Annotated in this window: 21 protein-coding genes, 1 tRNA gene and 1 pseudogene; 10 read left to right on the top strand and 13 right to left on the bottom strand. The window is 62.6% G+C overall.

The genetic code is table 11. The annotated features are described in order from the left end of the window. Positions 1 to 166: 166 nt before the first annotated feature. Together ABWO90_RS14395 and ABWO90_RS14390 are read right to left on the bottom strand one after the other, a co-directional pair. Positions 167 to 1,492: an MFS transporter gene (locus tag ABWO90_RS14395; protein WP_353191911.1), complete on the bottom strand. Its 1,326-nt coding sequence runs from the start codon at positions 1,490 to 1,492 to the stop codon at positions 167 to 169. 245 nt (positions 1,493 to 1,737) lie between these two features. Then, positions 1,738 to 2,511, bottom strand: a complete 774-nt coding sequence (locus ABWO90_RS14390) for a putative hydro-lyase (RefSeq protein WP_353192002.1) — start codon at positions 2,509 to 2,511, stop codon at positions 1,738 to 1,740. Between the two features lie 261 nt (positions 2,512 to 2,772). Between ABWO90_RS14390 and ABWO90_RS14385 the strand changes: the two genes are divergently transcribed. Further along, entirely contained in the window at positions 2,773 to 3,705 is a 933-nt protein-coding gene (locus ABWO90_RS14385; RefSeq protein WP_353191910.1) for a LysR family transcriptional regulator, read from the top strand. A gap of 13 nt (positions 3,706 to 3,718) precedes the next feature. Here the strand turns inward: ABWO90_RS14385 and ABWO90_RS14380 are convergent, their stop codons facing one another. The 5 genes and pseudogenes from ABWO90_RS14380 to ABWO90_RS14360 form a co-directional block, all read right to left on the bottom strand. Then, the gene (locus ABWO90_RS14380; protein WP_353191909.1) at positions 3,719 to 4,090 is read right to left on the bottom strand and encodes a cytochrome C oxidase subunit IV family protein; all 372 of its coding nucleotides are present in this window, start codon (positions 4,088 to 4,090) and stop codon (positions 3,719 to 3,721) included. Positions 4,091 to 4,098: 8 nt separating this feature from the next. Further along, the gene (locus tag ABWO90_RS14375; protein WP_353191908.1) at positions 4,099 to 4,800 is read right to left on the bottom strand and encodes a heme-copper oxidase subunit III family protein; all 702 of its coding nucleotides are present in this window, start codon (positions 4,798 to 4,800) and stop codon (positions 4,099 to 4,101) included. A 30-nt stretch (positions 4,801 to 4,830) separates the two neighbouring features. Next, positions 4,831 to 5,475 carry a cytochrome c oxidase subunit 3 gene (locus ABWO90_RS14370; RefSeq protein WP_353191907.1) on the bottom strand — a complete coding sequence of 215 codons (645 nt, stop codon included), beginning with the start codon at positions 5,473 to 5,475 and terminating at the stop codon, positions 4,831 to 4,833. Next, positions 5,472 to 7,298, bottom strand: coding sequence for a cytochrome c oxidase subunit I (ctaD, locus tag ABWO90_RS14365; RefSeq protein WP_353191906.1), 1,827 nt, complete (start codon positions 7,296 to 7,298; stop codon positions 5,472 to 5,474). The genes ABWO90_RS14370 and ctaD overlap by 4 nt, the downstream gene beginning before the upstream one ends. Before the next feature lie 491 nt (positions 7,299 to 7,789). After that, positions 7,790 to 8,917 (bottom strand): annotated as a pseudogene (locus ABWO90_RS14360) (cytochrome c oxidase subunit II); the annotation flags it as partial. Positions 8,918 to 9,265: 348 nt separating this feature from the next. Here ABWO90_RS14360 and ABWO90_RS14355 point away from each other — a divergent pair. The 4 genes from ABWO90_RS14355 to ABWO90_RS14340 are packed head-to-tail and all read left to right on the top strand — an operon-like array spanning position 9,266 to position 12,202. After that, positions 9,266 to 9,628, top strand: coding sequence for a hypothetical protein (locus ABWO90_RS14355; RefSeq protein ID WP_353191905.1), 363 nt, complete (start codon positions 9,266 to 9,268; stop codon positions 9,626 to 9,628). A 47-nt stretch (positions 9,629 to 9,675) separates the two neighbouring features. Then, positions 9,676 to 10,332, top strand: a complete 657-nt coding sequence (locus ABWO90_RS14350) for a glycosyltransferase family 2 protein (protein ID WP_353191904.1) — start codon at positions 9,676 to 9,678, stop codon at positions 10,330 to 10,332. Beyond that, positions 10,329 to 10,682 carry a DUF2304 domain-containing protein gene (locus ABWO90_RS14345; RefSeq protein ID WP_353191903.1) on the top strand — a complete coding sequence of 118 codons (354 nt, stop codon included), beginning with the start codon at positions 10,329 to 10,331 and terminating at the stop codon, positions 10,680 to 10,682. Before ABWO90_RS14350 ends, ABWO90_RS14345 begins: the two co-directional genes overlap by 4 nt. Next, positions 10,679 to 12,202, top strand: a complete 1,524-nt coding sequence (locus ABWO90_RS14340) for a hypothetical protein (protein WP_353191902.1) — start codon at positions 10,679 to 10,681, stop codon at positions 12,200 to 12,202. The genes ABWO90_RS14345 and ABWO90_RS14340 overlap by 4 nt, the downstream gene beginning before the upstream one ends. Here the strand turns inward: ABWO90_RS14340 and ABWO90_RS14335 are convergent. The 3 genes from ABWO90_RS14335 to ABWO90_RS14325 all read right to left on the bottom strand — a co-directional run bounded on the left by ABWO90_RS14335 (position 12,191) and on the right by ABWO90_RS14325 (position 14,949). Further along, the gene (locus tag ABWO90_RS14335) at positions 12,191 to 13,435 is read right to left on the bottom strand and encodes a glycosyltransferase family 2 protein (RefSeq protein WP_353191901.1); all 1,245 of its coding nucleotides are present in this window, start codon (positions 13,433 to 13,435) and stop codon (positions 12,191 to 12,193) included. The two genes, ABWO90_RS14340 and ABWO90_RS14335, sit on opposite strands and share 12 nt — an antisense overlap. Positions 13,436 to 13,438: 3 nt before the next feature. Further along, entirely contained in the window at positions 13,439 to 14,686 is a 1,248-nt protein-coding gene (locus ABWO90_RS14330; protein WP_353191900.1) for a hypothetical protein, read from the bottom strand. 92 nt (positions 14,687 to 14,778) lie between these two features. Then, positions 14,779 to 14,949, bottom strand: a complete 171-nt coding sequence (locus ABWO90_RS14325) for a hypothetical protein (RefSeq protein ID WP_353191899.1) — start codon at positions 14,947 to 14,949, stop codon at positions 14,779 to 14,781. A gap of 1,044 nt (positions 14,950 to 15,993) precedes the next feature. Here ABWO90_RS14325 and ABWO90_RS14320 point away from each other — a divergent pair. From ABWO90_RS14320 to wecB, 5 genes are read left to right on the top strand one after another with little or no spacing between them, the layout of a single operon-like run. Then, positions 15,994 to 17,052: a glycosyltransferase family 4 protein gene (locus tag ABWO90_RS14320; protein ID WP_353191898.1), complete on the top strand. Its 1,059-nt coding sequence runs from the start codon at positions 15,994 to 15,996 to the stop codon at positions 17,050 to 17,052. A gap of 22 nt (positions 17,053 to 17,074) precedes the next feature. Continuing rightward, positions 17,075 to 18,313, top strand: coding sequence for a glycosyltransferase family 4 protein (locus ABWO90_RS14315; RefSeq protein ID WP_353191897.1), 1,239 nt, complete (start codon positions 17,075 to 17,077; stop codon positions 18,311 to 18,313). A gap of 33 nt (positions 18,314 to 18,346) precedes the next feature. After that, the gene (locus ABWO90_RS14310; RefSeq protein WP_353191896.1) at positions 18,347 to 19,201 is read left to right on the top strand and encodes a dTDP-4-dehydrorhamnose reductase family protein; all 855 of its coding nucleotides are present in this window, start codon (positions 18,347 to 18,349) and stop codon (positions 19,199 to 19,201) included. Positions 19,202 to 19,215: 14 nt separating this feature from the next. After that, on the top strand, positions 19,216 to 20,226 hold the full coding sequence (locus ABWO90_RS14305) for a polysaccharide biosynthesis protein (protein WP_353191895.1): 1,011 nt from the start codon (positions 19,216 to 19,218) through the stop codon (positions 20,224 to 20,226). Then, positions 20,219 to 21,355: a non-hydrolyzing UDP-N-acetylglucosamine 2-epimerase gene (gene wecB, locus ABWO90_RS14300; protein ID WP_353191894.1), complete on the top strand. Its 1,137-nt coding sequence runs from the start codon at positions 20,219 to 20,221 to the stop codon at positions 21,353 to 21,355. The genes ABWO90_RS14305 and wecB overlap by 8 nt, the downstream gene beginning before the upstream one ends. A 26-nt stretch (positions 21,356 to 21,381) precedes the next feature. On the opposite strand, the gene ABWO90_RS14295 is transcribed toward wecB, so the two are convergent. From ABWO90_RS14295 to ABWO90_RS14285, 3 genes are all read right to left on the bottom strand, one after another. Then, a complete protein-coding gene (locus ABWO90_RS14295) occupies positions 21,382 to 22,227 on the bottom strand; it encodes a Wzz/FepE/Etk N-terminal domain-containing protein (RefSeq protein ID WP_353191893.1) in 846 nt (281 codons plus the stop codon). A 129-nt stretch (positions 22,228 to 22,356) separates the two neighbouring features. After that, positions 22,357 to 23,166: a 2OG-Fe(II) oxygenase gene (locus tag ABWO90_RS14290; RefSeq protein WP_353191892.1), complete on the bottom strand. Its 810-nt coding sequence runs from the start codon at positions 23,164 to 23,166 to the stop codon at positions 22,357 to 22,359. A gap of 153 nt (positions 23,167 to 23,319) precedes the next feature. Further along, a tRNA-Ala gene (locus ABWO90_RS14285) sits at positions 23,320 to 23,395 on the bottom strand. Positions 23,396 to 23,502 lie beyond the last annotated feature (107 nt).

Below are 23,502 nucleotides of genomic sequence, written 5' to 3'. Positions count from 1 at the left end.
CGCAGGGCGCACGTCCCCCGGCGCGGACCGGTCCGGGAGTACCGGACCGGGCTGCACATGGGCGTCGCAATCAGGAAGCAGGGGGAAGTCAGCGGTTCGGAGAACGCGGCAGCGACGGCTGCCGCAGTGGGTCATGCGTGCATGAGGCGGCGCATGCGTCGTCGCGTCACTGTCTGCGCGCCTCAAGCGAATCGAGTTCCCGGCCGCGTGTTTCCGGCAGTGTCAGCGCGGCGAGAATCAGCACGCCGTAGGCGACACCGGCGAAGATGCCGATCGTCGTACCCAATCCGTACTGCTTCGACAGCATGCCGATGAGGAACGGGAACAGCGCACCGATGGCGCGGCCGACGTTGTAGCAGAAGCCTTGACCGGAGCCGCGCACGCTGGTCGGAAACAGCTCGGTCAGGAAGGCGCCCATGCCGCTGAAGATGCCCGACGCGAAGAAACCGAGCGGGAACCCGAGCCAGAACATGGCGCTGTCGGTGAGCGGCAGCGACGTGTACGAGAACGCGATCACCATCGAGCCCAGCGCGAACAGGATGAAGTTGGGCTTGCGGCCGAGGCGGTCGGTCAGATACGAACTGGCCAGGTAACCGACCCACGAACCGAAGATGATCATCGCGAGATAACCACCGGTCCCCATGACCGTCAGGTGACGCTCGGTCTTCAGGTACGTCGGCAACCACGTCGTGATCGCGTAGTACCCGCCTTGCGCGCCGGTCGTGAGCAAGGCGGCGCGGATCGTCGTCGAGAGCAGCGCCGGGCTGAAGATCGCGGCGAGTCCCGGGCTGTCGTCGGACTTCGACTGCTTGGCCTTCTCTTTCTGATAAACCTCGGGCTCCTGCACGTAGCGACGGATGAAGAGCACGAGCAACGCGGGCAGCAGGCCGATGAGGAACAGCGCGCGCCATGCCATCTCGGCGGGCAGCAGCGAGAACAGGGCAGCATAGAGAATGGCCGTCAGGCCCCAGCCGATGGCCCAGCCCGACTGCACCAGTCCCACGGCCTTGCCGCGATCCCGTGCGCGAATGACTTCACCGATCAGCACGGCGCCTGCCGTCCATTCGCCACCGAAGCCGAAGCCCATCAACGCGCGGGCGGCGAGCAACTGATGGTAGTTCTGGGCGAGCCCGCAAAGGCCGGTGAAGACGGCGAACCACAACACGGTGAGTTGCAGCGTGCGCACCCGACCGATACGGTCCGACAGAATGCCTGCGGCCCAGCCGCCGAGCGCCGAGGCGAGCAGCGTGAGTGTGCCGATGAAGCCGGCGTCGGCAAGGCTGATGCCCCACGTGGCCACGAGTGTCGGAATGACGAAGCTCAGCATCTGGGTGTCCATGCCGTCGAGCATGTAGCCGACCTTGCAGCTCCAGAAGGCGCGCTTTTCGCGCGGCGCGGCCTCGCCATACCACCCGAACAGGCTGCCGCCGGTGTCGGAAGACGGCGCGGAATTCCCGGGTACGGGGGGCGCGAGAGGGGTTTTGCTATCCATGAGAAAAAGGCTCCGGTGATGTCCTGACTTGCCGTGTGATGCCTCGGGCCGCGCTCGTTCAACAGGCGTGTTCGGTCGCCGGCAGACGATGGCTCGCCTGCCGTCATGGCGCGGTTCTTTTGTGATGCGTGATGCCGGTTGATACCTGAGTGGGGCTTGACCGGTGCGTGCTTGCCGCCCGGTCACTGCCGTCACGCGATGCTGCAATTACCGCGAATGCTGCGCACGCGGCCTGCGCGTAGTGCTCAGAAGACGGCCAGCGACGCGTTCGGAATGTCCGTCATGAGCATGTAGCCCGGACGGTGCGCGATCGCGAGCGGCAGCTTCGCGCCCATGAGCGCGGTCTGCGGTGTCACGCCGCACGCCCAGTACACGGGCAGCTCACCGTCGCGAATCGTCACGGCGTCGCCGAACTCCGGCTTCGCCAGATCGGCAATGCCGAGTGCCGACGGATCGCCAATATGAATCGGTGCGCCATGCACGCCCGGGAAGCGGCTCGTGATCTGCACCGCGCGAATCGCGTCGGCACCCGTCATCGGCCGCATCGACACCACCAGTTCGCCGCCGAACTTCCCGGCACGCTGGTTCGCGATCTTCGTGCGATACATCGGCACGTTGCAGCCCTCTTCCACATGACGCAGCGGAATCCCGGCCTTGGCCAGCATGTCCTCGAACGAGAACGAGCAGCCAATGGCGAAGACGACGAAATCGCTCTGCCAGTACTCGGCGAGGTTATCCACCTGCTCGGCGAGCTTGCCGTCGCGGTAGACGTTGTAGCCCGGCACGTCGGAGCGGATATCCACTTCACGGCCGAGCGCCGGCACGTGCCACTGCCCCGGCTCGCCCACACCCAGCAGCGGACATGCCTTCGGATTGCTTTGGCAGAAGCGGAGGAAATCGTGCGCATGTGCCACCGGCAGAATAGCCAGATTGGCTTGCGCGAAGTCTCCGCAATAGCCGGCCGTCGGTCCGCGGAACTGTGCGCTGCGCACCGCCTGACGGAATTCGAAGGGCGTAATCGTCTCGCGTTGCGCAAAGAGGTCGTTCGGCGTGGCAGGGTGGTTCATGGCAGATCCGGCGTGGGTGGCAGGAATGGGAGAGGCCTGGACGGCATCGGATGGGTGAAGCATAGAAAGAAAAAAATGTTGTCGCTAACGAGTTTTTCTACGCATCGCCGTATAGAATTTCTTAACAACCTCGCGGGTTTTCCCGAGGTTTGTTGCATTTATTTTCGTCGCTTCATTGCCGGTTTTGGGCATGCTCCCTACGTCGCGAGTCCCATGAATACACGCTTTCTCGAGACCTTCGTCACGCTGGCCAAGCTTCGCAACTTCCGTGCGACGGCCGTCGCGTTGCACGCCACGCCCGCGGCAATTTCCCAGCGCCTGAAGGCGCTCGAAGAGGAGTTGAAGACGGCGCTCGTCGACCGCGACAGCCGCGAATTCCGGCTCACGCCGAACGGCGAGTACCTGCTGGGCTATGCGAAGGCGGTGGTCGATGCGGCACGGCGCCTGCAAGCGGCGGCATCCGGGGAAAGCACGTTGCGCGGACGCCTGCGGCTCGGCGTGATCGAGACCGTCGTGCACAGTTGGCTGCCTCATTATTTACGGCGTCTCGCCGCCGACTATCCGACGCTCGAAGTCGAGCTGACGGTAGACGTCTCCGTGCAGTTGCAGCGCCGCCTGATCGCCGACGAGCTCGATCTGATCATTCGCGTGGAAGGCAGCGACGACAGCAGCGTAGTGTGCGACGCGCTCGCCAACTACCCGGTGCACTGGATCGCCCGCACGGGCATGTTTCCGAATACGCGCAACGGCCTGGCCAAGCAGGTGCTGCAACATCCGATCCTCACCTACGGCCGCGGCACGGCGCCGCATCGCGCGCTCGAGGACATCGTGGCGAAGCTCGCGGGTGTGCACGGCATTCCCCTGTCGGAGACGCGCATCACCGGGTCACCGTCGATTGCCGTGATCGTGCAGTTGGTGAAGGACGGTTTCGGTGTGGCGGCGATCCCGCGGCTATTCGTCGACGATCTGATCGCGCGCGGCGAGGTCACGGAGTTGCCCTTGCAACCGGCGCCGCCGTCGATCGTGGTGTCGATGTCGCGTCGTGCCGACGCGCCGCTCTTCGTGCACGGCGCCGCCACCGCCGCCCGTACCGCCTGCACGGAGTACTGCCGAAAGAGTGACCGGCGTCTCGTGGAATTGCTGTAGCGGCCCTACGCCTTCAGTGGAAATGTGCAAGCCGCGTGAGGAAGGTGTAATCCGCCTCGGCCGCCATGAGACTCATCAGCACGAGCAACGCCAGCGGGGGAATGAGGATCGCGTAGACGAGTGCGAGCCGCTCCCATCGCATGTGCATGAAGACCGCCACGATCAGCCCCGCCTTCGCGACCATGAGCGCGAGAATCAGCCCCCAGCGCAGATAGCCATGCAGATTGGCGTAATCGACGAGATACGAAAACGTCGAGAGCACGAACAACAGCCCCCACACTTTTAGGTAGAGACCGACCGAGTGCTGCTGCCCGCCGTGGCCGCCGTGCGCGCCATCGGATGCGGATACGTGAGTGGCTGGCGGCACGGATGTCGAGGATTCCATCGCTCCTCCTACCAGAGATAGAACAGCGCAAAGATGAACACCCACACGAGATCGACGAAGTGCCAGTACAGCCCCGCGATCTCGACGAGCTGATAGTTGCCGCGTCGTTCGAGCGTACCGTTGAGCACCTTGCGCATGACAGTGAGCAGGTAGATGACGCCCGCGCTCACGTGCAATCCGTGAAAACCGGTAATCATGAAGAAGCACGCACCGAACTGCGCCGCCCCCATGGAATTCCCCCACGGCCGGATACCTTCGTGCACGATCAGGTTGGTCCATTCGAACGCCTGCATGCCGACGAAGGCCATGCCGAGATACGCCGTCGCCAGAATGCATGCGGCCGTCTTGTCGCGATCGCGGCGGTACGCATAGTTCACGGCCATCGCCATCGTGCCGCTGCTGGTGATGAGCACGAACGTCATGATGGCGATGAGCAGCAACGGCACCGGATGCCCGTTCACGTCGAGCGCGAAGATCTCCGCCGGATTGGGCCACTCGGCGGTCGTCGACATGCGTACCGTCATGTAGCCGATCAGAAAGCTGCTGAACACGAACGTGTCGGAGAGCAGGAAGATCCACATCATCGCCTTGCCCCACGGCACGCGGAACGTGGCGCGGTCGCCTGACCAGTCGGTCACGACGCCCCGCCATCCGTCGGGGGGTTCAGCGACGCCGGTAGCGCTGGAAGCGGCAGACGGTGACGTATTCACGATGAACCTCCTCGCGTCGCGACGCGCGCGTCACGGCGTGACCCCGCCGGTGCCGCACAGACGCTGCGCGATCTCCGGCGTGAGATTGACGACGGCGGCGAACAATACCGCCCACACCACGAACAGGAAATGCCAGTACTGCGCGACGAGAGAGAGTCGGCGCGCACGTGTTGCGTGGGTCAGTCGATGCGGTATCAGGCACGCCCATGCCACGAGGCCTCCGAGCAGATGCACCGCATGCAGCCCGGTGAGCAGGAAAAAGAAGCTGTTTGCGGGGTTGCCCGCCACGCCGAGATGGCGCGCGCTCAGGTCGCGCCACACCCAGAGTTGCGCCACGACGAACACGAGCGCCAGCACCCCGGCCACGGCCCAGTCGCGACGTGAGCGACGTAACTCGCCACGTCGCGCTTGCCAGGCCGACGACTGCATCACGATGCACGCGGCGGCGAGCACGCCCGTATTGACCCACAACGCGTTGACGGGCGGCAGCGGTCGCCAGTCGCTCTGGCTCATGCGCATCACGTACGCCACGAGCATCAGCGAGAACAACATGCCGATCACGCCCATGAGCCACCAGAGGGCTACCTGCGACGCGGCACGACGTTGCGGTGGGGCGACGGGCACGCCGCCCGGCGGCATGGAGGGCCACGAGGGCCACGAGGGAACGGGCTTCATGAGGTCGCTCCTTTGGGAGAGTCCTTGGCCGCAGTCGCGTCGCCATGCGTCAACGTGGCGGGACGTCGCGGATCGGGGGCGAGATTCTGCGGCACGAAGTCGTCGATATCGCCCGGCACGCTGTACTCGTACGGCCAGCGGTAGACCGTGGGCAGCACCGGTCCCCAATTGCCGTGCACGGGCGGCACGTCGGGTGTCTGCCATTCGAGCGACGCGGCGCGCCACGGATTTGCCCCCGCGGCCTTGCCGTGCCGCAGGCTCCGCGCCAGGTTGAAGAGGAACAGCAGTTGCCCGAGCGCGACGATGAAGGCCGCGACCGAGATGCAGGTGTTCATGACGTGCGCCGAATCGGGAATGAAGCTGTACCCCTGGAATTCGTAGTAGCGACGCGGCATGCCCAGCACACCGAGGTAATGCATGGGGAAGAAGATCGCGTAGGTGCCGAGGAACGTGATCCAGAAGTGCCATTGACCGAGACGGTCGTTCAGCCGGCGTCCGGTCACCAGCGGATACCAGTGATAGATGCCACCGAAGATCACCAGGAGCGGCGCGACCCCCATCACCATATGGAAGTGCGCCACGACGAAATACGTATTCGACAGCGGCATGTCGACGCTGACGTTGCCGAGGAACAATCCCGTCAGACCGCCAATCACGAACGTGCTGATGAACGCGATGGCAAACAGCATCGGCACTGTCAGGTGGATGTCGCCGCGCCAGAGCGTGAGCACCCAGTTGTACACCTTGATCGCCGTCGGAATGGCGATGATGAGCGTGGTCGTCGCAAAGAGGAATCCGAAATACGGATTCATGCCGCTGATGAACATGTGGTGCGCCCACACAACGAACGAGAGCACGCCGATGGCGAGAATCGCCCACACCATCATGCGGTACCCGAAGATGTTCTTGCGCGCATGCACGCTGATGAGATCGGACACGATGCCGAACGCGGGCAGCGCCACGATGTACACCTCCGGATGCCCGAAGAACCAGAACAGATGCTGGAACAGCAACGGGCTGCCGCCGCGGTACGCGAGCGGTTGTCCCATCGAGACGATGGCGGGCATGAAGAAGCTCGTGTGCAGCGTCTTGTCGAACAGCATCATCACGGCCGAGACGAAGAGCGCCGGGAAGGCCAGCAGCGCGAGCACCGTCGCCATCACGATGCCCCACACGGTGAGCGGCATGCGCAGTAGCGTCATGCCTTCGGTGCGCGCCTGCAGTACCGTGGTGACGTAGTTCAGGCCGCCCATCGTCGCCGCAACGATGAAGATCGCCAGCGAGATCAGCATGAGTACGATGCCCCATTCGACGCCGGGGGTGCCGGGCAGAATCGCCTGTGGAGGATAGAGTGTCCAGCCTGCGCCGGTGGGGCCGCCGGGTACGAAGAAGCTCACCATCAGCACGACGACGGCCAACAGGTACACCCAGTAACTGAGCATGTTCAGGAACGGGAAGACCATGTCGCGCGCGCCGACCATCAGCGGAATCAGGTAGTTGCCGAAACCCCCGAGAAAGAGCGCGGTGAGCAGGTAGATCACCATGATCATGCCGTGCATGGTGACGTACTGATAGTAGTGATTCGCGTCGATGAACGAGAACTTGCCCGGGAAGCCGAGCTGCAGGCGCATGAGATTCGAGAGCACCAGACCGACCAGACCGACGGCGATGGCCGTGCAGGCGTACTGCACCGCGATCACCTTGTGATCCTGACTCCAGACGTATTTCGTCCAGAAGCTCTGCGGGCCGCCGTAAGCCCCATGAGCGCCGTGAGTGCCGTGATGGGCACCGGCATCGGGGGTGCTGTCGGAATCACCGGTCATGAGTCGTCTCCCTGTGTTCTCGCGTGCCAGGGCGTGTTCTGGCGCGAGCCGTCCTTAATATCGATGCATGGGTCGTTGCATGGTGCGTTGTCGTTCCTGTGAAGCGCCTGTCGAATTTCGGTGAACCGTCTGGTGCTGCGTTGTGTTCCCACCTATTGCCCGGGCCGGATCATCGGGACATTCGGCTGCGCCGGTCCGGCGGGCGGCGGGCTGGCGGACTGCGACGGCGGCACGTTCAACGGCGGCACATTGGCGCGCGAATCGTTGGGTGCCGGTAACCCCGGGGCCTGGCCCTGGCGCCGTGCCGGACGCTGCGGCTGCGCACCTGCGGGGTAGGGATTGGATGGCGCGGCGGGTGTCAGGGGCGCGTACTGCACGGGCGGTCGCGGCGTCTCCAGCGTGTTCTGGGCCAGTTGCAGTGCGGGGGACGGCGCGGCGGCGGACGGCGCAGGTGACGGCGCGGCGGGCTGGGCGGGCTGGGCCGGCGATGCAGGATTGGCGGGGCCGCCCGTGCTGGCGGTGCCCAGCGTCCGGATATAGGCGACGAGCGCCTTCAGTTCGTCGTCCGTCAGATCGATCTTCGGCATGAGCGGCGCGAAGCCCTTCGGCACGCGCGCGGTCGGATTGCGAATGAACGTGGCGAGGTAAGCGTCGTCGACATGCGCCGAGCTGCCGTCCTGAAACGTTTCGGTCTTGCCGTACAGTCCGTGCCAGGTCGGCCCCACCCCCTGGGCGCCGTCGACCGTATGGCAGGCAGCACAACCCTTTTGCTGTGCGAGGAGCTTGCCCTTGGCGGCCAGCGGATCGGATGCGGCCGCGCCGGCATGCTGCGCCTGCAACATTGCGAACGTTGGAAGCTTTGCCACCCAGGCATCGTAGGCGGGTTTGTCGTCGACAACCACCACGCCGCGCATGTCGGAATGGCCGACGCCGCACAGCTGCGCGCACAGGATGTCGTAGCGGCCCGTGCGCGTGGGCGTGAGCCACATTTGGGTGACCATGCCGGGCACCATGTTCATGCGGGTGCGGAACGGCGGCACGTAGAAGTCGTGCAGCACGTCTTTGGCGCGCAGCAGCAATTTCACGGGCTGGCCGACGAGCAGATGCAGCTCGGGGGCGTCGACGATGCGGTTGTCCTGATTTGCCGGGTCTTTGGGATTCAGGCCGAGCGGGTTGTCGGCGGTGACGTAGCTGGGGTCCGACGTGCCGAGCCGTCCGTCCGGGCCGGGAAGACGGAAGCGCCATTGCCACTGTTGGCCGACGACTTCGACGACGCGCGCATCGCTGGGCGGACTGATGAGCTTGGCGTAGACGAACAGCCCGGGGGCGAGCATGGCGGCGATGCCGACCGTGGTGATGCCGATAAGCCAGATTTCGAGACGGCGGTTATGAGGCTCGTAGGCGGCGCGATGGCCGTCGCGATGGCGGTACCGAAAGATCGCCCAGGCGACGAAAAGATTGACGACAACAAAGGCCACGCCGGTGATCACCAGCGTAATGGTGAGGGTATCGTCCATCTGGCGCCAGTTCGACGCCAGCGGGGTCAGCCACCACGGACTCCAGAAATGGAAGGCGAGCGCGGCGGCGACGACGACGATCAGGACAATGGCGATCGCCATAGTGTATTGGGAATGGGCTACCGTTTGTCCCCTTAAGACTAGACGCTGAACGCATCAAGTCAAGCCGGGCCGTGTCCCGTTGGGCCTCCGCCCAACACCCGGTCATGCCGGGCCCCACGAGGAAATGGTATCCTCTCGGACCGAGAATTTTAGTTCGGCCGCCACTCGTTTCCGCGCATCGGAGCGCCGGTCCCGCTGAAGCGACAAGACACCCAATTCGACTGACACGCGCGCGTGCATCGCATGCGGAAGCCCCCACGAGACAGCACCTCCAAGTGAGGGAAGGGGTGCCCACGGATCGGGCGAGGTCGACGCGCGGGCGGATGCAGATCACCAACGCTAGGCCAAATGAGACTTTCTCACATCATCATTTTGCTGACTTATGCCTGCGCGATGGGCATCGGACAGATTCTCTTCAAATACGTGGCGATTCACGGGGCCGACCCGACGGCGTCCGCTGCGCAACGCGGGCTCGCACTGGCGACTAACCCGACGTTCCTGTTCGCGATCGTGTTGTACGGTGTGTTGACGCTGATATGGATTTGGATCCTCGGCTTCATCCCCCTTTCGAAGGGGCTCCCATTCACGGTCACGAGCATTCTCGTGGCCGGCGTCGGTAGCCATATCCTCTTCGGCGAGCCACTGTCGCCGCGTTTCTTCATTGCCGTCGGCTTCATTGCGGTGGGACTGCTCGTACTATCATGGGAATGACAATCTCGGCGTCAGCCGCACCGCCCGACCGAGCGGACATCTGGATCGTGATCGCGGCCTTCAATGAAGGCACCATGATCGGCGACGTCGTACGCTCGGTAAAAGTGCTCGGATACCCCGTCGTGGTGGTCGACGACGGTTCGCGTGACAGCACCGCAGACGTGGCCTTGCACGCCGGCGCCCACGTCGTGGTACATCCCATCAATCTCGGCCAGGGTGCCGCATTGCAAACCGGCATCCAATACGCCGTGCACAACGACGCCCGGATCGTCGTCACCTTCGACGCCGATGGGCAACACGCGGCCGACGAAATCGAGCGCATGACCGATGCGCTGTCGTCCCACAATGTGGACTTCGCGCTGGGGAGCCGCTTCATTGGTCAGGCAGTCGGCATTCCGAAACTCCGGGTACTGACGCTCAAGGCCGCCGCCCTCTTCACCTGGATCACTACCGGTGTGCGACTGACGGATGCCCACAACGGCTTTCGGGCGATGACCCGTGACGCCGCGACCCGCCTCGAGATTTATCAGAACCGGATGGCTCACGCATCCGAAATCGTGTCGTACATCGCGAAGCACAAGATGCGCGTGGTGGAAGTGCCAGTCACGATCACCTATACCGATTATTCGCTGCGCAAAGGTCAGAAGCTCTCGAACTCCGTACGCATTCTCATTGACCTGTTCCTGGGGAGGATCTCACGATGATCGCTCAGTACATGCTGACCGGGATGGTCGCCGCGATCAGCCTCTACTACGTGGCATTGCGCGGTGCGCAGCGCCACCGGATCGCGGTCCTGATCGGCGCCGGTATCGCAACGTTCCTGATCTGGGACGCGAACGCCACGACAGCCATTGCGCACATGATCGGCATCGGACGCGGCCTGGACTTCGTCATCCCGGTCTTCTGCCTGCTGTTGCTGTTCCTGATTGTCGCGATGTACCGAAAGATCATCGGTCTGCAGGACGACCTGACCGCACTGTGCCGTCAGCTCGCCATCAACGACGCGAGGAAACCGACCCAACCCGCGTCCGCCCCCGAGACTCAGTCGAAATGAGCAACTCTGCAAACCTGCGGCCGTTGCGGCCCGCAGTTCGCCCCGAAGGGTTCGGCACCCCCGCGCCCGTTTTGGCGATCCGTCTTCGCGACGTGCTTCTGTTCGGTCTTCCCCTGACTGTCTCGACTCTCGTTGTACTGCTGGCGTTCTGGCCCGCCCAAGTCAATTTCGACGCTTCCGTCCAGTGGATGGAAGCCGTGCGAGGCACGACCTATACGGCGGGGCTGGTCGTTCCCGTCACGCTGCTCATGCGCGCGATCAGCATGATCTGGCCGTCTCCCGGTGCGTTGATGCTCCTGCAGACCGGCGCAATGTGGCTCACGGTGGGTTACATGCTGGCGGAGTTGCAGGCGATAGGGGTCAGGCGCAAGTGGGTGATCGCCTGCGCGATCGTCGTGGCCGTTCTGCCACAGAACCCGTTGATGCTAACGACGCTGGGCAAGGACAGCCTCTACACGCTGGCGTGCCTGATGCTGTGTGCCGTTCAACTGCGCCTTGTCCGACGCGGCGTGACGGACCTTTTCAGCACGGGCACGGCCGCATGCTTCGTGGTCGCTGTGGCGCTGCCGGGCATCATCCGAATCAATGGCCTGGTCTCATCGCTGGCGGTCGCGCTCGTCACGTGCGTCTGGCTGGCCTGCGTGGGCGGGTGGAAGCGTGGCGTGGGCATTCTCGTGGCCACGGTGCTGACATTCGGGGCAGTGTTCTGGGGCACATCGCGCGTGCCGGGCGTCAAGCCGGACGATGTCGGCAGCGTCGCACTCATTTTCACGAACCATATCGTGGCGGCGGCCATTCACGACGGGACACCGCTGCTCCCCGAGGAGCGCGCGCTCGCGGAAAAAGTGATGCCGCTTTCCGACTGGCGCGACAGCTACGATTGCCGCATGACCGACAAGACACGGGCGGCGATACTCGACGCGTATCAGGGTCGCCCCGAGGCACTGGCCGCCGTCCTGAATACCAATGCCAAAGCCCTGGTGAAACTTGCGGTGACGCTGGCGATGCGCAACCCAAAGGCCGCGCTGGAGCGCCAACTGTGCATCTCGCGTCCGTTGTGGCACGTGGGCCCAACCGCCGAGCAGAATCTGTGGGATACCACGGCACCCGCCGGCATGGTGGGGCTCTCCGACATGATCGTTGAACCCTATGCCAGCCAATTGCGGTTGTCGCCTGTGCTGCCGGCGCTGGGTAAGTTTCTGGAAACCTTCACCTACCACACGACGATACCGCGGCAAGCAGCGGGAACCCTGTGGCTTTGGTGGAACAGCGCCGTGCCAATGTGGCTGTCGCTGTTCGTCGTCTTCTGGTGCTGGCTTCGACGTGGCGATCGACGCGCGGCTTACGTCTATCTGCCGTTCGCAGTTCACTCGGCCACGATGTTCGTGCTGATCCCCTACCCGGCCTTCCGCTACCAATACCCGGTCTGGGCGATCCTGCCGTTCATGCTGCTCTTCCTGGCGCTCCCGTCGCGCCGTAACGCAACGGGCGGCCAACCAGGCAACGTTTCAGTGACCTGACGCAGCGCCTGCGCTGCCACCAATGGCGGCCTGTGCGGCCGCCGCCATTCGCGCCCAGTTTTCACCGCGGCGCTGCATCTGGTCCGCGAGCACCGGCGGCGTGTCCTCGATGGTCGGCAGGTTGCCGACGTAGAAGCGTCCGCCGGCTGCGGTCGGGCGCAGCAGTCGCTTCGCGACATGCATCAGGCGCGCACGACGGATACGACGGATGTCCGCATCGATCTCTCCCTGAAGCGCCGCCGGCGTCACACCGAGAATCGCCGCCGCCTCAACGAGCGCCTGATCGATCTCCTGCGCATATTCACCGTGCAACACCCGGCAGATAGCGATGAGATGCGCGAAGTTGAAGTCGCGCACGCGACGCTCGTCGATCCGCGCGATCGTCTCGAGCGACGCGTGTGCCCACACGGTTTCGACGGAGAAGAACTTCGGCACACCCGCACTCCAGCCCTTGGCCTGGAAGCCCTTTGTCTGCGCTTCGTCCGAGAGCTTTCCCTTGTGCTGATTGACGGCACTGCGGCCGGTATTACTCCCGCCCGACGCGCCGGGGATCGTCAGCGGATAGGCGAGCTTGACGAACCGCTTCGTGCTCATCGCCAAACCGATGGCGCCCGAGACGTCCGGACTCGATCCATGGAAGTAAGCACCCGAAACGGCTTTGATCTTGTCGAGCACCGGCTTGGCGACGATCCCGTGGTAGATCTTGGGCAGACCGTCCGTGCCTTGCGCCGCGCCACGCAACGCACCACGCAACGCCTGGGCCGAATCGATGCACGAGACGCTGCCGAACTTGCGCGCGATGTACAGACGCGATGCGTGCCCCATGCCGAAGTGTCGCGAACGGAAATCCGGCCATGCGTAGTTCGCCACCACGTCGGGGGCCAACACTTCGATATCGTTCTCAAGTGCCCACTGCGCGGCTTCGAGCGCCTCTGCCGCAATCGTGTCGTCATCGCCGATCAGGCAGATGTAACGTCCGGTCGCGGCACCAATGGCGGCATTGTGGTTGCCGGTCATGTCGAGGCGTTCCGTCGGACGAATGTAACGAAGGCGCGGTGAATTCGCGAGCGACGGATTGGCAGCGAGTTCCGACTCAAGTCGGCCGTCAGTGCTGGTATCGGTCACCACCACCTCGAGCCGGGGATCGTCGATGGCCAGCAACGAGCGGATCGCGTGAATGGCGTATTGCCCGCGATTATGCGTCGGGATGACAACGGAAAGCAGCGGTTGCATGACTCAGGTTCCGGCAAGTAGTTCGGGCGATGGGCTCACGTGCTTGATCTTCAGCGCCGACCAGAGCGCAATGGCCAAGTACAGATTCATGGGGAAAGCTTCGAAGACGATTGTGGTCATTGAGAAGCAGGCAAGCACGATAACGGCGGGTGTCGCCCGAATCCAGTCCACCTGCGTCATCCGGAACCGGACAAACAGGCCGACCAGCAGCAGGCCGAAAATCCAGAATACGCCGAAGTTGCCGATCCATGACGCCACCAGGGAATCGGGCGCCACCTGTCCTGCAGGGTTCTCGCTCACCAGATTCGCCGCATTGGTATAAACGCCGAAATTCGAAATCCCGAACGACGCACCCGACAACATATCCCAAAGCACCTTCAGACGACCGCCACCGGAGATCTGGACGAAGTCGGCGCGCTGCGTAAGCACGTTCAAACTCGGAATCAGCAGCAGAACGCTCACCAACATCAACAGGCCGAAGAGGTTGATGCGACGCCCGCAGAACACGAATAGCGCCATCAGCGCGACGGTCACGATGCCCGTGCCCGATTGCGTCAGAAGACTGATCATCGCCGCCAGAAACACGAAGTACCAGCAGCGCGAACGCGACTCGCTATGTAGCACCATGAGCAATGCTGCGCTCGCGCACCCGAATAACGACGCCGAGTTCGGCACGATGAAAATACCGGGAGTTCGCGCCGGTATTCCCGGCAGCACTTCGCCGAAAACCGGTGGCATTGTAAATAGTTGCACCACCTGGACAGCAATGCACAGATACATGCCCCAAAGGACCCACTTGGCGACGACACGCTTGTCGAGGCCATTGACCCAATCGCGCATCAGCAAGAACAGGATGAACGGCGTGATCCAGCGAAGTCCGATGGTGGCGATCAGCGGACCATTGACCAGCACCGAGATGGCCCATTGCACGAGCACGAGGACCACCAGGCCAAGCGCATAGTCGACTAACGGGGTACGCCCGGATTTGCGCGCCACCCACACGATCGACAGCAGCAGACACAGGTATGCAATGTCCTTGCCCAACTTGTACACGATCGGCCCCGTATACATGTACAGCGCAAGGCTGCCCGTCGTCATCAGGGCACTGAGGTCAAAGTAGTTCTGCAGCAGTGTCGCCAACAGCAGGAACGGGAAGAACCAGCGTCCCATCCGCAACCGCGACAACCCGGATCCACCTCCCAACGGCACGATCATCTTCCATCCTTCGGGGAGCCAAAAATCGTCTTGCACTTCGCGACGTCACCGCGGCCGCGTCCGAGAAACATTGCGATACGTATTACTGCCAACTCACGTCAAGGCGCCAGCGCTTCATGCCTCATGCCTCATGCCTCATGCGTGTGGGTGCCAATCGCGATCGCGGCCCAGCCGATGAGAAGCCCCGTCAGGAGGATGCTCCTGGCGTCGGGAGAGAACTCGCCAACGTTGAGGAAATAGATGGCAATTACAACCCATCCGACGGGCTTGATCGAGCGCGGCGCGACTGTTTGAATCATCGCGACCACCCGCGCCTTGAGGGTCGCTTGCGGTCAGGCCAGACGTGCGCTTGAGATGGAGTTTATCAGCATGCACAGGGCACCAGAATGAGACCCCCCGCAGCCTGGGTCGAAAATTCATGGCCGATCCGGCGACCCGGATGCCTGTCCGCGAACAGGGCTATTGCCCTGCACGCCTGCGCCGTCATGACAGGCAGCAGTCACGCCGTTTGTCCGTTCATGCAGGCATCGTCCATTCGCCATCGCACGTGGGCCTGACGAATGTCGGAAACATCACAGCCATAAGTGCCACCGGCAGGGACGACCGCTTCATGATCGTTTCCTGTCGCGTGGCGCAATACGCCGCCACAACAGCAGCAACGAACGCCCCACCGCGAAACGAACAACCACCCGAATCGCTCGGTGCCGAGATGCAACCTGACGGTCGGCATGGACGCGGCCGCTCGGCGATGCGTCGAACCCAGATCGTCTGTCGAGCGTGCTTCCCATCAGCACCGACGCCCAACCCGATGCCTGGACCTATCTCCGAAACTCGATGACAAAGATCTCGGGAGCCTCGCAAAATCTGGTGGGAAAAAGGCGGTATCTTACACCAGCCCCCTTGCTGAAATCGCAAAAGTCACGCATGTGAAGTCTCCCATAGTTAACAAATGAATTCACGTTCGCTGCCTGTCGTCGCCGCAAATCACGGCGGCCCGGGGCATCGGGTGATGTATACTTTTGAAAATCCGGGCTTATGCCGGATTCGATAATCGATGGGCTTTGAAACGGCTTGTAAGAAGACGTTAATTGCAGCCACCCCACAAATATAATCAGTCGACGATGTTGGTGGCGATCGGGGATTCGCGCCTGAAAATCCGGAACTCGCTCCGGAATTCATTGATTCCCGGCCGCTTCGTTCGGCCACGAGCAGAAAATTCTTCGTAGGATGCACCGAATTCGCGAATGAAGGCCCTTATTTTCAGCGATTTTTTTTGCCCGAGCCGCCAGGCTGGCGGATCCGCGACGGCGCTTGATTACATCGTTCGCCGGCTCGACTCGAGGATGGCCATCGAAGTCATCACCCGCTCGACGGAGCCTGACGGGACGACGCTCGACGTTCATGCCGACACCTGGCAACCCTACGGCAACGCGCTGATTCGCTATTGCAGCCGCACGACGGCATTGCTGCGCCTGCTTCCCGGTGCGATTCGCCGCAAGTCGCCCGACCTGCTGTTCTTCAACAGCCTCTTTTCCCTGTCGTACACGATTCTTCCGCTCGTCGTTGCCCGCGTGCTCGGCTACCGCGGCGGCATCGTGTTGGCGCCGCGCGGCGAGCTTTTCGAAAGCGCCCTCGCGCTGGGCGCGCAAAAGAAGCGCTTCGCGCTGCGCCTGATGCGCACGCTGCGCCTGCATCGCGGCGTCATCTGGCAGGTCACGAGCGAGTTCGAGGAGCTCGAAGTCAAGCGCAACTTCCCGAACGCGCACGTTGCCCGGTGCAACGAGCTGCTCCCGCCCGGCGTCGGTGTCATGCGGCGCCCCATCGCCAAGGAAGCCGGCAGCCTGCGTTTGGCGTTCGTCTCCCGCCTGGCGAAGAACAAGAACCTGCGCTACGCGATTCAATTGATGGACAGCGTCAAAGACAAGAACGTGACGCTCGACATCTACGGCCCGATCGACGATCCCGCCTACTGGGCAGAGTGTCAGGCCGCCATTGCCCAACTGGACGATCCGAGTCGGGTCCGATACATGGGTATCGCAACGCGCGGCAAGGTCGTCGATCTGTTTTCCGGTTATCACGCGTTCCTGTTCCCGACGCTCGGCGAAAACTACGGGTATGTCATTCTGGAAGCGCTCCTGGCGTGCCGTCCGGTCCTCATCAGCACGGAAACGCCCTGGCGCGATCTACGCGAAGGCGGCGCGGGCGATGCCATCGACCTCGCACAGCCCGAGGCGTTCGTGAAGCAGATCCTGGCGCTTCGCGACCTGTCGCAGGACGCCTACGACGACGCCTGCTCGCATGTCGAGGCCTACACGAAAGCCTATTTGCTTGCGGACGAAAGCCTCACGCAACGCCAGATCGCCGTCTTCTCGCAAGCCGCCACGGCCGCGTCTCAAATCTAACCGGCGACACATCCTTCCCACCATGCGCGTTCTCGTTGTATCGCAACACTTTCATCCTGAAGGATTTCCGATCAACCATATCTGCGAGCTACTCGCGGGACAGGTCGATTCGGTGACGGTGCTCACCGGTCAGCCGAATTACCCGGAAGGTCGCGTCTTCAAGGGGTATCGCGCATGGGGATTCGGGCGTGAACGCCTGGGAGAAAGTGTCGACGTGGTTCGCGTCCCGGTATTTCCGCGCGGACCGGGTGGCGCCCTGCGCCTGGTGGCGAATTACCTGTCATTCATTGGTGCGGCGTCGATCTTCGGCCCGTTGCGCCTGTGGGGAAAGCCCGTGGACGTCATTTTCGTCTACGCCCCCTCCCCGCTGCTGCAGGCGCTGCCGGCGATTCTGCTCAAGTGGCTCAAGCGGGCGCCGATGGTCCTGTGGGTGCAGGACCTCTGGCCTGAGAGCCTCTCGGCGACCGGCTTCGTCAAACAGCCGTTCCTGCTACGCATGGTCGAACACGTGGTGCGCTACATCTATCGGCACACGGACGTGATTCTCGTACAATCGGACGAATTCGTGGGCAGCGTGGCGAACTATGCACCGGGCAAGGATATCCGCGTTCATTACAATTCCGTCGCGCCGCAAATGATTCCGACGGACGAAGGGATCGAGCCTGCGCCCGTGGAGGCCTTGAGCCCCGATCGATTCAACGTCGTCTTCGCCGGCAACTTCGGCAAGGCGCAAGCACTCGATACCATTCTGGACGCCGCCGCCCTGCTGAAATCCCGCGACGACATCCGCTTCGTTCTGATCGGCTCCGGCTCGGAGTCGGCACATGTCGCAACCCGTGTCGCCGCAGAACAGCTCGACAACGTCGTGCTAACCGGCCGCTTCGCACCGGATCGCATGCCGGGTGTCTTCGCCCGGGCTTCGGCACTCCTGGCTACGTTGCGACGCGATCCGATCATGAGTCTGACCGTGCCGAGCAAGGTGCCGGTCTATCTGGCGACCGGCAAGCCCGTCATTGCCGCGATGGACGGCGCCGGCGCGCGGGTGATCAACGATGCGCAGGCCGGTATCGCCTGTCCGGCGGAGGATCCGCAAGCCCTGGCTGACGCGGTGCGCGAACTTGCCGCAGCGAGCGACGCGCAACGGCAGATGATGGGCGAGCATGGAAGGAGGTATTATGCCGACCGCTTCGAGGCAAATCGGCTGGTCCGTGACCTCGTGAGCCACTTGCAGTCCGCAACCGCCGACGCAAGGCAGGCATAAGATGACAAAAACACGGTTTTCTTGGGAGTGGAAATGAAAATTCTCGTTCTGGGCGCTTCCGGGATGCTCGGGAATGCGGTCTTTCGCACGCTGTCCGCAACGAGCGGTCTCAATGTCGTCGGCACCTTGCGCAGTGACGGCGCGCGCCGCCATTTTGCCCCCGAACTCCAGGCATCGCTCGTCAGCGGCGTAGACGTCGAGCGCGAAGATTCCCTGGTTCGCATCTTTACCGAAGTTCAGCCCGATGTCGTCGTCAATTGCGTCGGCCTCATCAAGCAACTGGGCAACGCGAAGGATCCCATCGCGGCCATTCCGATCAATGCCATGCTGCCGCACCGCCTTTCGCTGCTGTGCGAGCTGGTAAAGGCGCGACTCATTCATGTGAGTACGGATTGCGTGTTCGCCGGCGACAAGGGGCAGTACCTGGAGTCCGATACGCCCGACGCCACCGACGTCTACGGCCGCACCAAGTTACTCGGCGAAGTCGACGGACCGCATGCCGTCACGCTGCGCACGTCAATCATCGGCCACGAACTCAATAGCCAGTTCGCCCTGATCGACTGGTTCCTCGCGCAATCGGGCTCGGTGAAGGGCTTCCGCCGTGCCGTGTTTTCCGGCCTCCCGACGGTCGAGCTTGCGGAAGTCATCCGCGACTATGTCTTGCCGAACCCGAGTCTGACCGGGCTGTATCACGTCTCCGTGGACCCGATCAACAAGTTCGATCTCCTGTCGCTGGTTGCCGATGTCTACGGCAAGGACATCGAGATCACGCCCAACGACGACCTGGTTATCGACCGATCGCTCAACAGCGACCGGTTCCGTGCCGCCACCGGCTTCCGTCCCAAGCCATGGCGTGCCCTCGTCGAAAAAATGCACCTGTTCGCATAATCCTGAGAACCCCTATGTTCAACGATAAAGTATTGATGATCACGGGCGGTACCGGCTCGTTCGGTAACGCGGTCCTGAAGCGTTTTCTCAGCACGGATGTCGCAGAGATCCGCATCTTCAGTCGCGACGAGAAGAAGCAGGAGGACATGCGCATTGCCCTGAGCCATCCCAAGCTCAAGTTCTACATCGGCGACATTCGCGAGTATTCGAGCCTGCACGATGCCATGAAGGGCGTGGACTACGTCTTCCACGCTGCAGCGCTCAAGCAGGTGCCGTCGTGCGAGTTCTATCCGATGGAAGCGGTTCGCACGAACGTCCTCGGCGCGGAGAACGTCATGAATGCGGCGTCGGCGAACAAGGTGTCGCGCGTCGTCATGCTGAGCACCGACAAGGCCGTGTACCCGATCAACGCCATGGGCCTGTCCAAGGCGATGATGGAAAAGCTCACGGTAGCCAAAGCACGCATTCAGGGGCCGGGCGACACCGTCTTCTGCGCGACTCGCTACGGCAACGTGATGGCATCGCGCGGCTCGGTGATCCCGCTTTTTACCGGCCAGATCAAGGAAGGCAAGGAGCTGACGATCACCGATCCGACGATGACGCGCTTCCTGATGTCGCTGGAAGATTCCGTCGATCTCGTGCTGCACGCATTCGAGCATGGTCGCCAGGGCGACATCTTCGTGCAGAAGGCACCGGCCTCGACCGTCGAGGTGCTCGCACAGGCGCTCATCGAGCTGTTCCAGAGCAAGAGCCAGATGCGCATCATCGGCACCCGTCACGGCGAGAAACTCTACGAATCGCTGGTCTCGCGTGAAGAAATGGCGCGCACGGAAGACATGGGCCGCTACTACCGCGTGCCGGCGGACAACCGTGATCTGAACTACGCCAAGTATTTCGTGCAGGGCGAGACGAAGATTTCGCTCGCAGAAGACTACACGTCGCATAACACGACGCGCCTCGACGTCGAAGAAGTCAAAAAGCTTCTGCTGAGCCTGGAGTTCATTCAGGAGCAGCTTCGTGCTTAAGATCATGACCATTCTGGGCACCCGCCCGGAACTCATCAAGATGAGTCGCGTCATTGCCGAGTTCGAGCGTCACACGACGCACGTGCTCGTGCATACGGGGCAGAACTTCGACTACGAACTCAACCAGATCTTCTTCGACGATCTGGGCATTCGCAAGCCGGATCACTTTCTGAATGCTGCCGGCGCCACGCCGGCAGAGACGATTGCGCGTGTGATCGAATCCGCGGACAAGATCATCGAGCAGGAGCGACCCGACGCGATTCTGCTGTACGGCGACACCAACTCGGGGCTTGCCGTGATTCCTGCGAAGCGTCGCAAGGTGCCGGTGTTCCACATGGAAGCCGGCAATCGCTGCTTCGATCAGCGCGTTCCCGAAGAGCTCAACCGCAAGGTGCTGGACCATCTGTCGGACATCAACATGGTCCTGACCGAACGGGCGCGCGGCTACCTGCTCGACGAAGGCATTCGTCCGGAGACCATCTTCCGCACGGGCTCGCACATGCGCGAAGTGCTCGACTATTACTCGGATGCCATCGAAAAATCGGATGTGCTGGCACGCCAGGCGCTGACGGCACGACAGTATTTCGTCGTCAGCGCGCATCGTGAGGAGAATGTCGATTCGGCAGAAGCGCTCAACGATCTGCTCGATACGCTGATCGCACTGCATGAGAAGTACGGCTACCCCGTGCTTGTCTCGACGCATCCGCGTACGCGCATTCGCCTCGAGCAATTGGGCCGCGAACTGCCGGCAAGCGGCATTACCTTCGCGAAGCCGTTCGGCTTCATCGACTACATCAAGCTGCAACGCGAAGCGTTCTGCGTGCTTTCGGACAGCGGCACGATCACCGAAGAGGCATCGCTGCTGAATCTGCCGGCCGTGATGATCCGTAACGCACACGAGCGTCCGGAAGGCATGGACGTGGGCACGCTCATCATGAGCGGCTTGAGGGCGGAAGGTGTATTGAATGCCGTGCGCGTGGTCACCGATGGCTTCTCGCCGGACAAGCGCCTGACGCTGCCGGTGGCCGACTATGAGAACCCGAATGTCTCGACGCAGGTTCTGCGTATCGTCCTGAGCTACATCGATTACATCAATCGAACGGTGTGGCACAAACCGGGCGTCGCGTAAGCACGACGCCCGAAGGCGATGCCCGGTTAGCGGGCGGCGGCTTGATGTCGCCCGCGCAACCGAAGCTCGCGCACCAGCGAAATAATCCCACCCAGCAGCAGACCCGCGATGATCCCGGCGCCCAGGAACTTGGTGCGGCTCGGAAATACCTTCGCGGCAACCGGTGTGCCGTCGTCAAACGCACGGCTCGGATACGTCTCCGAATCGCGCAGACTGCGCTGCACCTTCTCTGCGGCCTTGATCGCCACGTCCACCGACAGGTCGTTACGCGAAATCATTTCCTTAAGCAACAGTACCTCGGCGAGCTGCGGCTTGGCGCCGGGAGCCGTTACGCCCTTTGCGTAGCTGGTCCATTCGTCGCGCGCCTTTTCGGAACGCTCCCGCAACCGGTCGGCGAAGACACCTTCACGCTTGAGTGCATCGACGGCACGCGCTTGCTTGACGTCCTGCTCGGCGATCATCACCTTGCCCGCCGCTGCGGCATAGCGTGCGGCATCGGCCTGCGAGGGGCCCTTGACGGTAATTGCGATGAGGTCGGTACCACGCGGCGCGGCGCGCAGCGATCCAGCGATCATGTCCGCGCGCACCGGCGTACCTGCGGCCTGAACCACGCGCTGCGCGAAGCCGCCCGTACCCGCACGCTCCACCGCATTCGCCACTGGCTCGACGAGCTCGTTGCCGACACGGCCCACCATGACGACGGTCGTGGCTTCCCATGCCTGCGGGACGACGGTGCTCACGCCCATGCCAACAGCACCACCGACCACGGTGAACACGGCGATCAGGCCGATGTGCCGGCCGATAAACCCCAAGATATCGGTCAGGGCGATATCCCCGTCCGAGCGCTTTTCCAAATCTCTTTCGACCTGCATGGCGAATTGTTCCGTTCACGTTGAACCGCACGCGGCATACCCGTCCGATGGACGTATGCAAGCGTGCGGTCGATCATGTCGCATCGGCATTCCCGGCAATCGGACCAGGCACGCCGTCCTGTCTGACGTTTACTTGCGTGCTTCGTCCTTGCCGCGCCCGGTGCCGAGCAGCTTGGAAACGGTATTGCGCAACGCGTTGTCGACTGCGCCCAGCGCACGCTTGGCGTGCTCGTCCGGACGACCGGTAAACGAGGTGACGTGGAAATAGTCGGAATTGTCGGGCGAAATTTCCGAGAAGAAGTAGTTCGACACGCAACAACGCGGGCCCGGCACCGTCACGGGACTGACCGAATGCCACGAGTCCTTGTTGGTCTCCATGACGACCAGACGGTTGAACTTCGACACGAGCGTCTTCGCCACCTTGCAATCCGCGTCCCAAAGCTCGAAGTTGCCGCCGTTGGGCAGCGACCAGTCGGGCGTAACGTAGTAGAGCAAGTTCAGACGGCGATAGCGGTCACGACTCGCGTCGTGGCTGTTGTCGATGTGCGGATTCAGGAAGTCGTCCTGGAACATCATCGACAGGCCGCCGGCATACAGGCTCGGATCGGGTTCAATGCGATCGAATCGAACGATGTCGGCCACGAGCTTCACCGTTTCCGGATCCTGGAACGCGAAGGTGATGGCGCCGAGAATCGGATCGTATTGATCGATCTTGGCCGAGGTGCGCTTCTTTTCACGGAACGATTCGCGGCTGTAAAAGCCGTCGGCGCTCTTCGGGAACGCATCGTAGATGGCGCGCGCGACGTCTTCCGGCAGGAAATCGTCGATCACAAAGTGGCGCGTCGGTGTGCCTTCGGGACTGGCCCATTGGGTCTCGATATTGGCCCGTTCAAGCGTCAGTTTTCCCGTAATCAGGCGGACAAGTTCGTCTTTCGTCATGGCGTGGAAGCATCCAAGAATTCGATGTGCAATTGTACCGCGACGCCCGTTGCGACAGCGGTGTACAGCGATCGGATGAGGAAACTGCAGATGTGTCGGTCTGGTGCCGCATCTGCAGCAGACGGCAGACGCTAACATCCATCCGGAAAGAAGTGGTGGAGCGGAGGAGGATCGAACTCCCGACCTTCGCATTGCGAACGCGACGCTCTCCCAGCTGAGCTACCGCCCCACTTGAAGCAACGATCATAACGTACTTTGCGGACATTGCCCACTTGCGGCGGACCGCCCCGGAAACCGTCGCGCCGCCGCCACAGGCCGGGCCGCCAGCCCGCACGG

This window comes from Pandoraea pnomenusa (assembly GCF_040391475.1).
GTDB lineage: Bacteria > Pseudomonadota > Gammaproteobacteria > Burkholderiales > Burkholderiaceae > Pandoraea > Pandoraea pnomenusa_C.
The sequence above is the reverse complement of the archived record's forward strand: the minus strand, read 5'-3'. Positions and strand labels throughout refer to the sequence as shown.

Excerpts from the sequence above, each read along its gene's own strand:
- ABWO90_RS14370 (WP_353191907.1), bottom strand. The coding sequence starts at position 5,475 with ATGAAGCCCGTTCCCTCGTGGCCCTCGTGGCCCTCCATGCCGCCGGGC.
- ABWO90_RS14290 (WP_353191892.1), bottom strand. The coding sequence starts at position 23,166 with ATGACGAAAGACGAACTTGTCCGCCTGATTACGGGAAAACTGACGCTT.
- ABWO90_RS14380 (WP_353191909.1), bottom strand. The coding sequence starts at position 4,090 with ATGGAATCCTCGACATCCGTGCCGCCAGCCACTCACGTATCCGCATCC.
- ABWO90_RS14335 (WP_353191901.1), bottom strand. The coding sequence starts at position 13,435 with ATGCAACCGCTGCTTTCCGTTGTCATCCCGACGCATAATCGCGGGCAA.
- ABWO90_RS14315 (WP_353191897.1), top strand. The coding sequence starts at position 17,075 with ATGCGCGTTCTCGTTGTATCGCAACACTTTCATCCTGAAGGATTTCCG.
- ABWO90_RS14345 (WP_353191903.1), top strand. The coding sequence starts at position 10,329 with ATGATCGCTCAGTACATGCTGACCGGGATGGTCGCCGCGATCAGCCTC.
- ABWO90_RS14340 (WP_353191902.1), top strand. The coding sequence starts at position 10,679 with ATGAGCAACTCTGCAAACCTGCGGCCGTTGCGGCCCGCAGTTCGCCCC.
- ABWO90_RS14385 (WP_353191910.1), top strand. The coding sequence starts at position 2,773 with ATGAATACACGCTTTCTCGAGACCTTCGTCACGCTGGCCAAGCTTCGC.
- ABWO90_RS14310 (WP_353191896.1), top strand. The coding sequence starts at position 18,347 with ATGAAAATTCTCGTTCTGGGCGCTTCCGGGATGCTCGGGAATGCGGTC.
- ABWO90_RS14325 (WP_353191899.1), bottom strand. The coding sequence starts at position 14,949 with ATGATTCAAACAGTCGCGCCGCGCTCGATCAAGCCCGTCGGATGGGTT.
- ABWO90_RS14305 (WP_353191895.1), top strand. The coding sequence starts at position 19,216 with ATGTTCAACGATAAAGTATTGATGATCACGGGCGGTACCGGCTCGTTC.
- ctaD (WP_353191906.1), bottom strand. The coding sequence starts at position 7,298 with ATGACCGGTGATTCCGACAGCACCCCCGATGCCGGTGCCCATCACGGC.
- ABWO90_RS14320 (WP_353191898.1), top strand. The coding sequence starts at position 15,994 with ATGGCCATCGAAGTCATCACCCGCTCGACGGAGCCTGACGGGACGACG.
- ABWO90_RS14295 (WP_353191893.1), bottom strand. The coding sequence starts at position 22,227 with ATGCAGGTCGAAAGAGATTTGGAAAAGCGCTCGGACGGGGATATCGCC.
- ABWO90_RS14355 (WP_353191905.1), top strand. The coding sequence starts at position 9,266 with ATGAGACTTTCTCACATCATCATTTTGCTGACTTATGCCTGCGCGATG.
- ABWO90_RS14395 (WP_353191911.1), bottom strand. The coding sequence starts at position 1,492 with ATGGATAGCAAAACCCCTCTCGCGCCCCCCGTACCCGGGAATTCCGCG.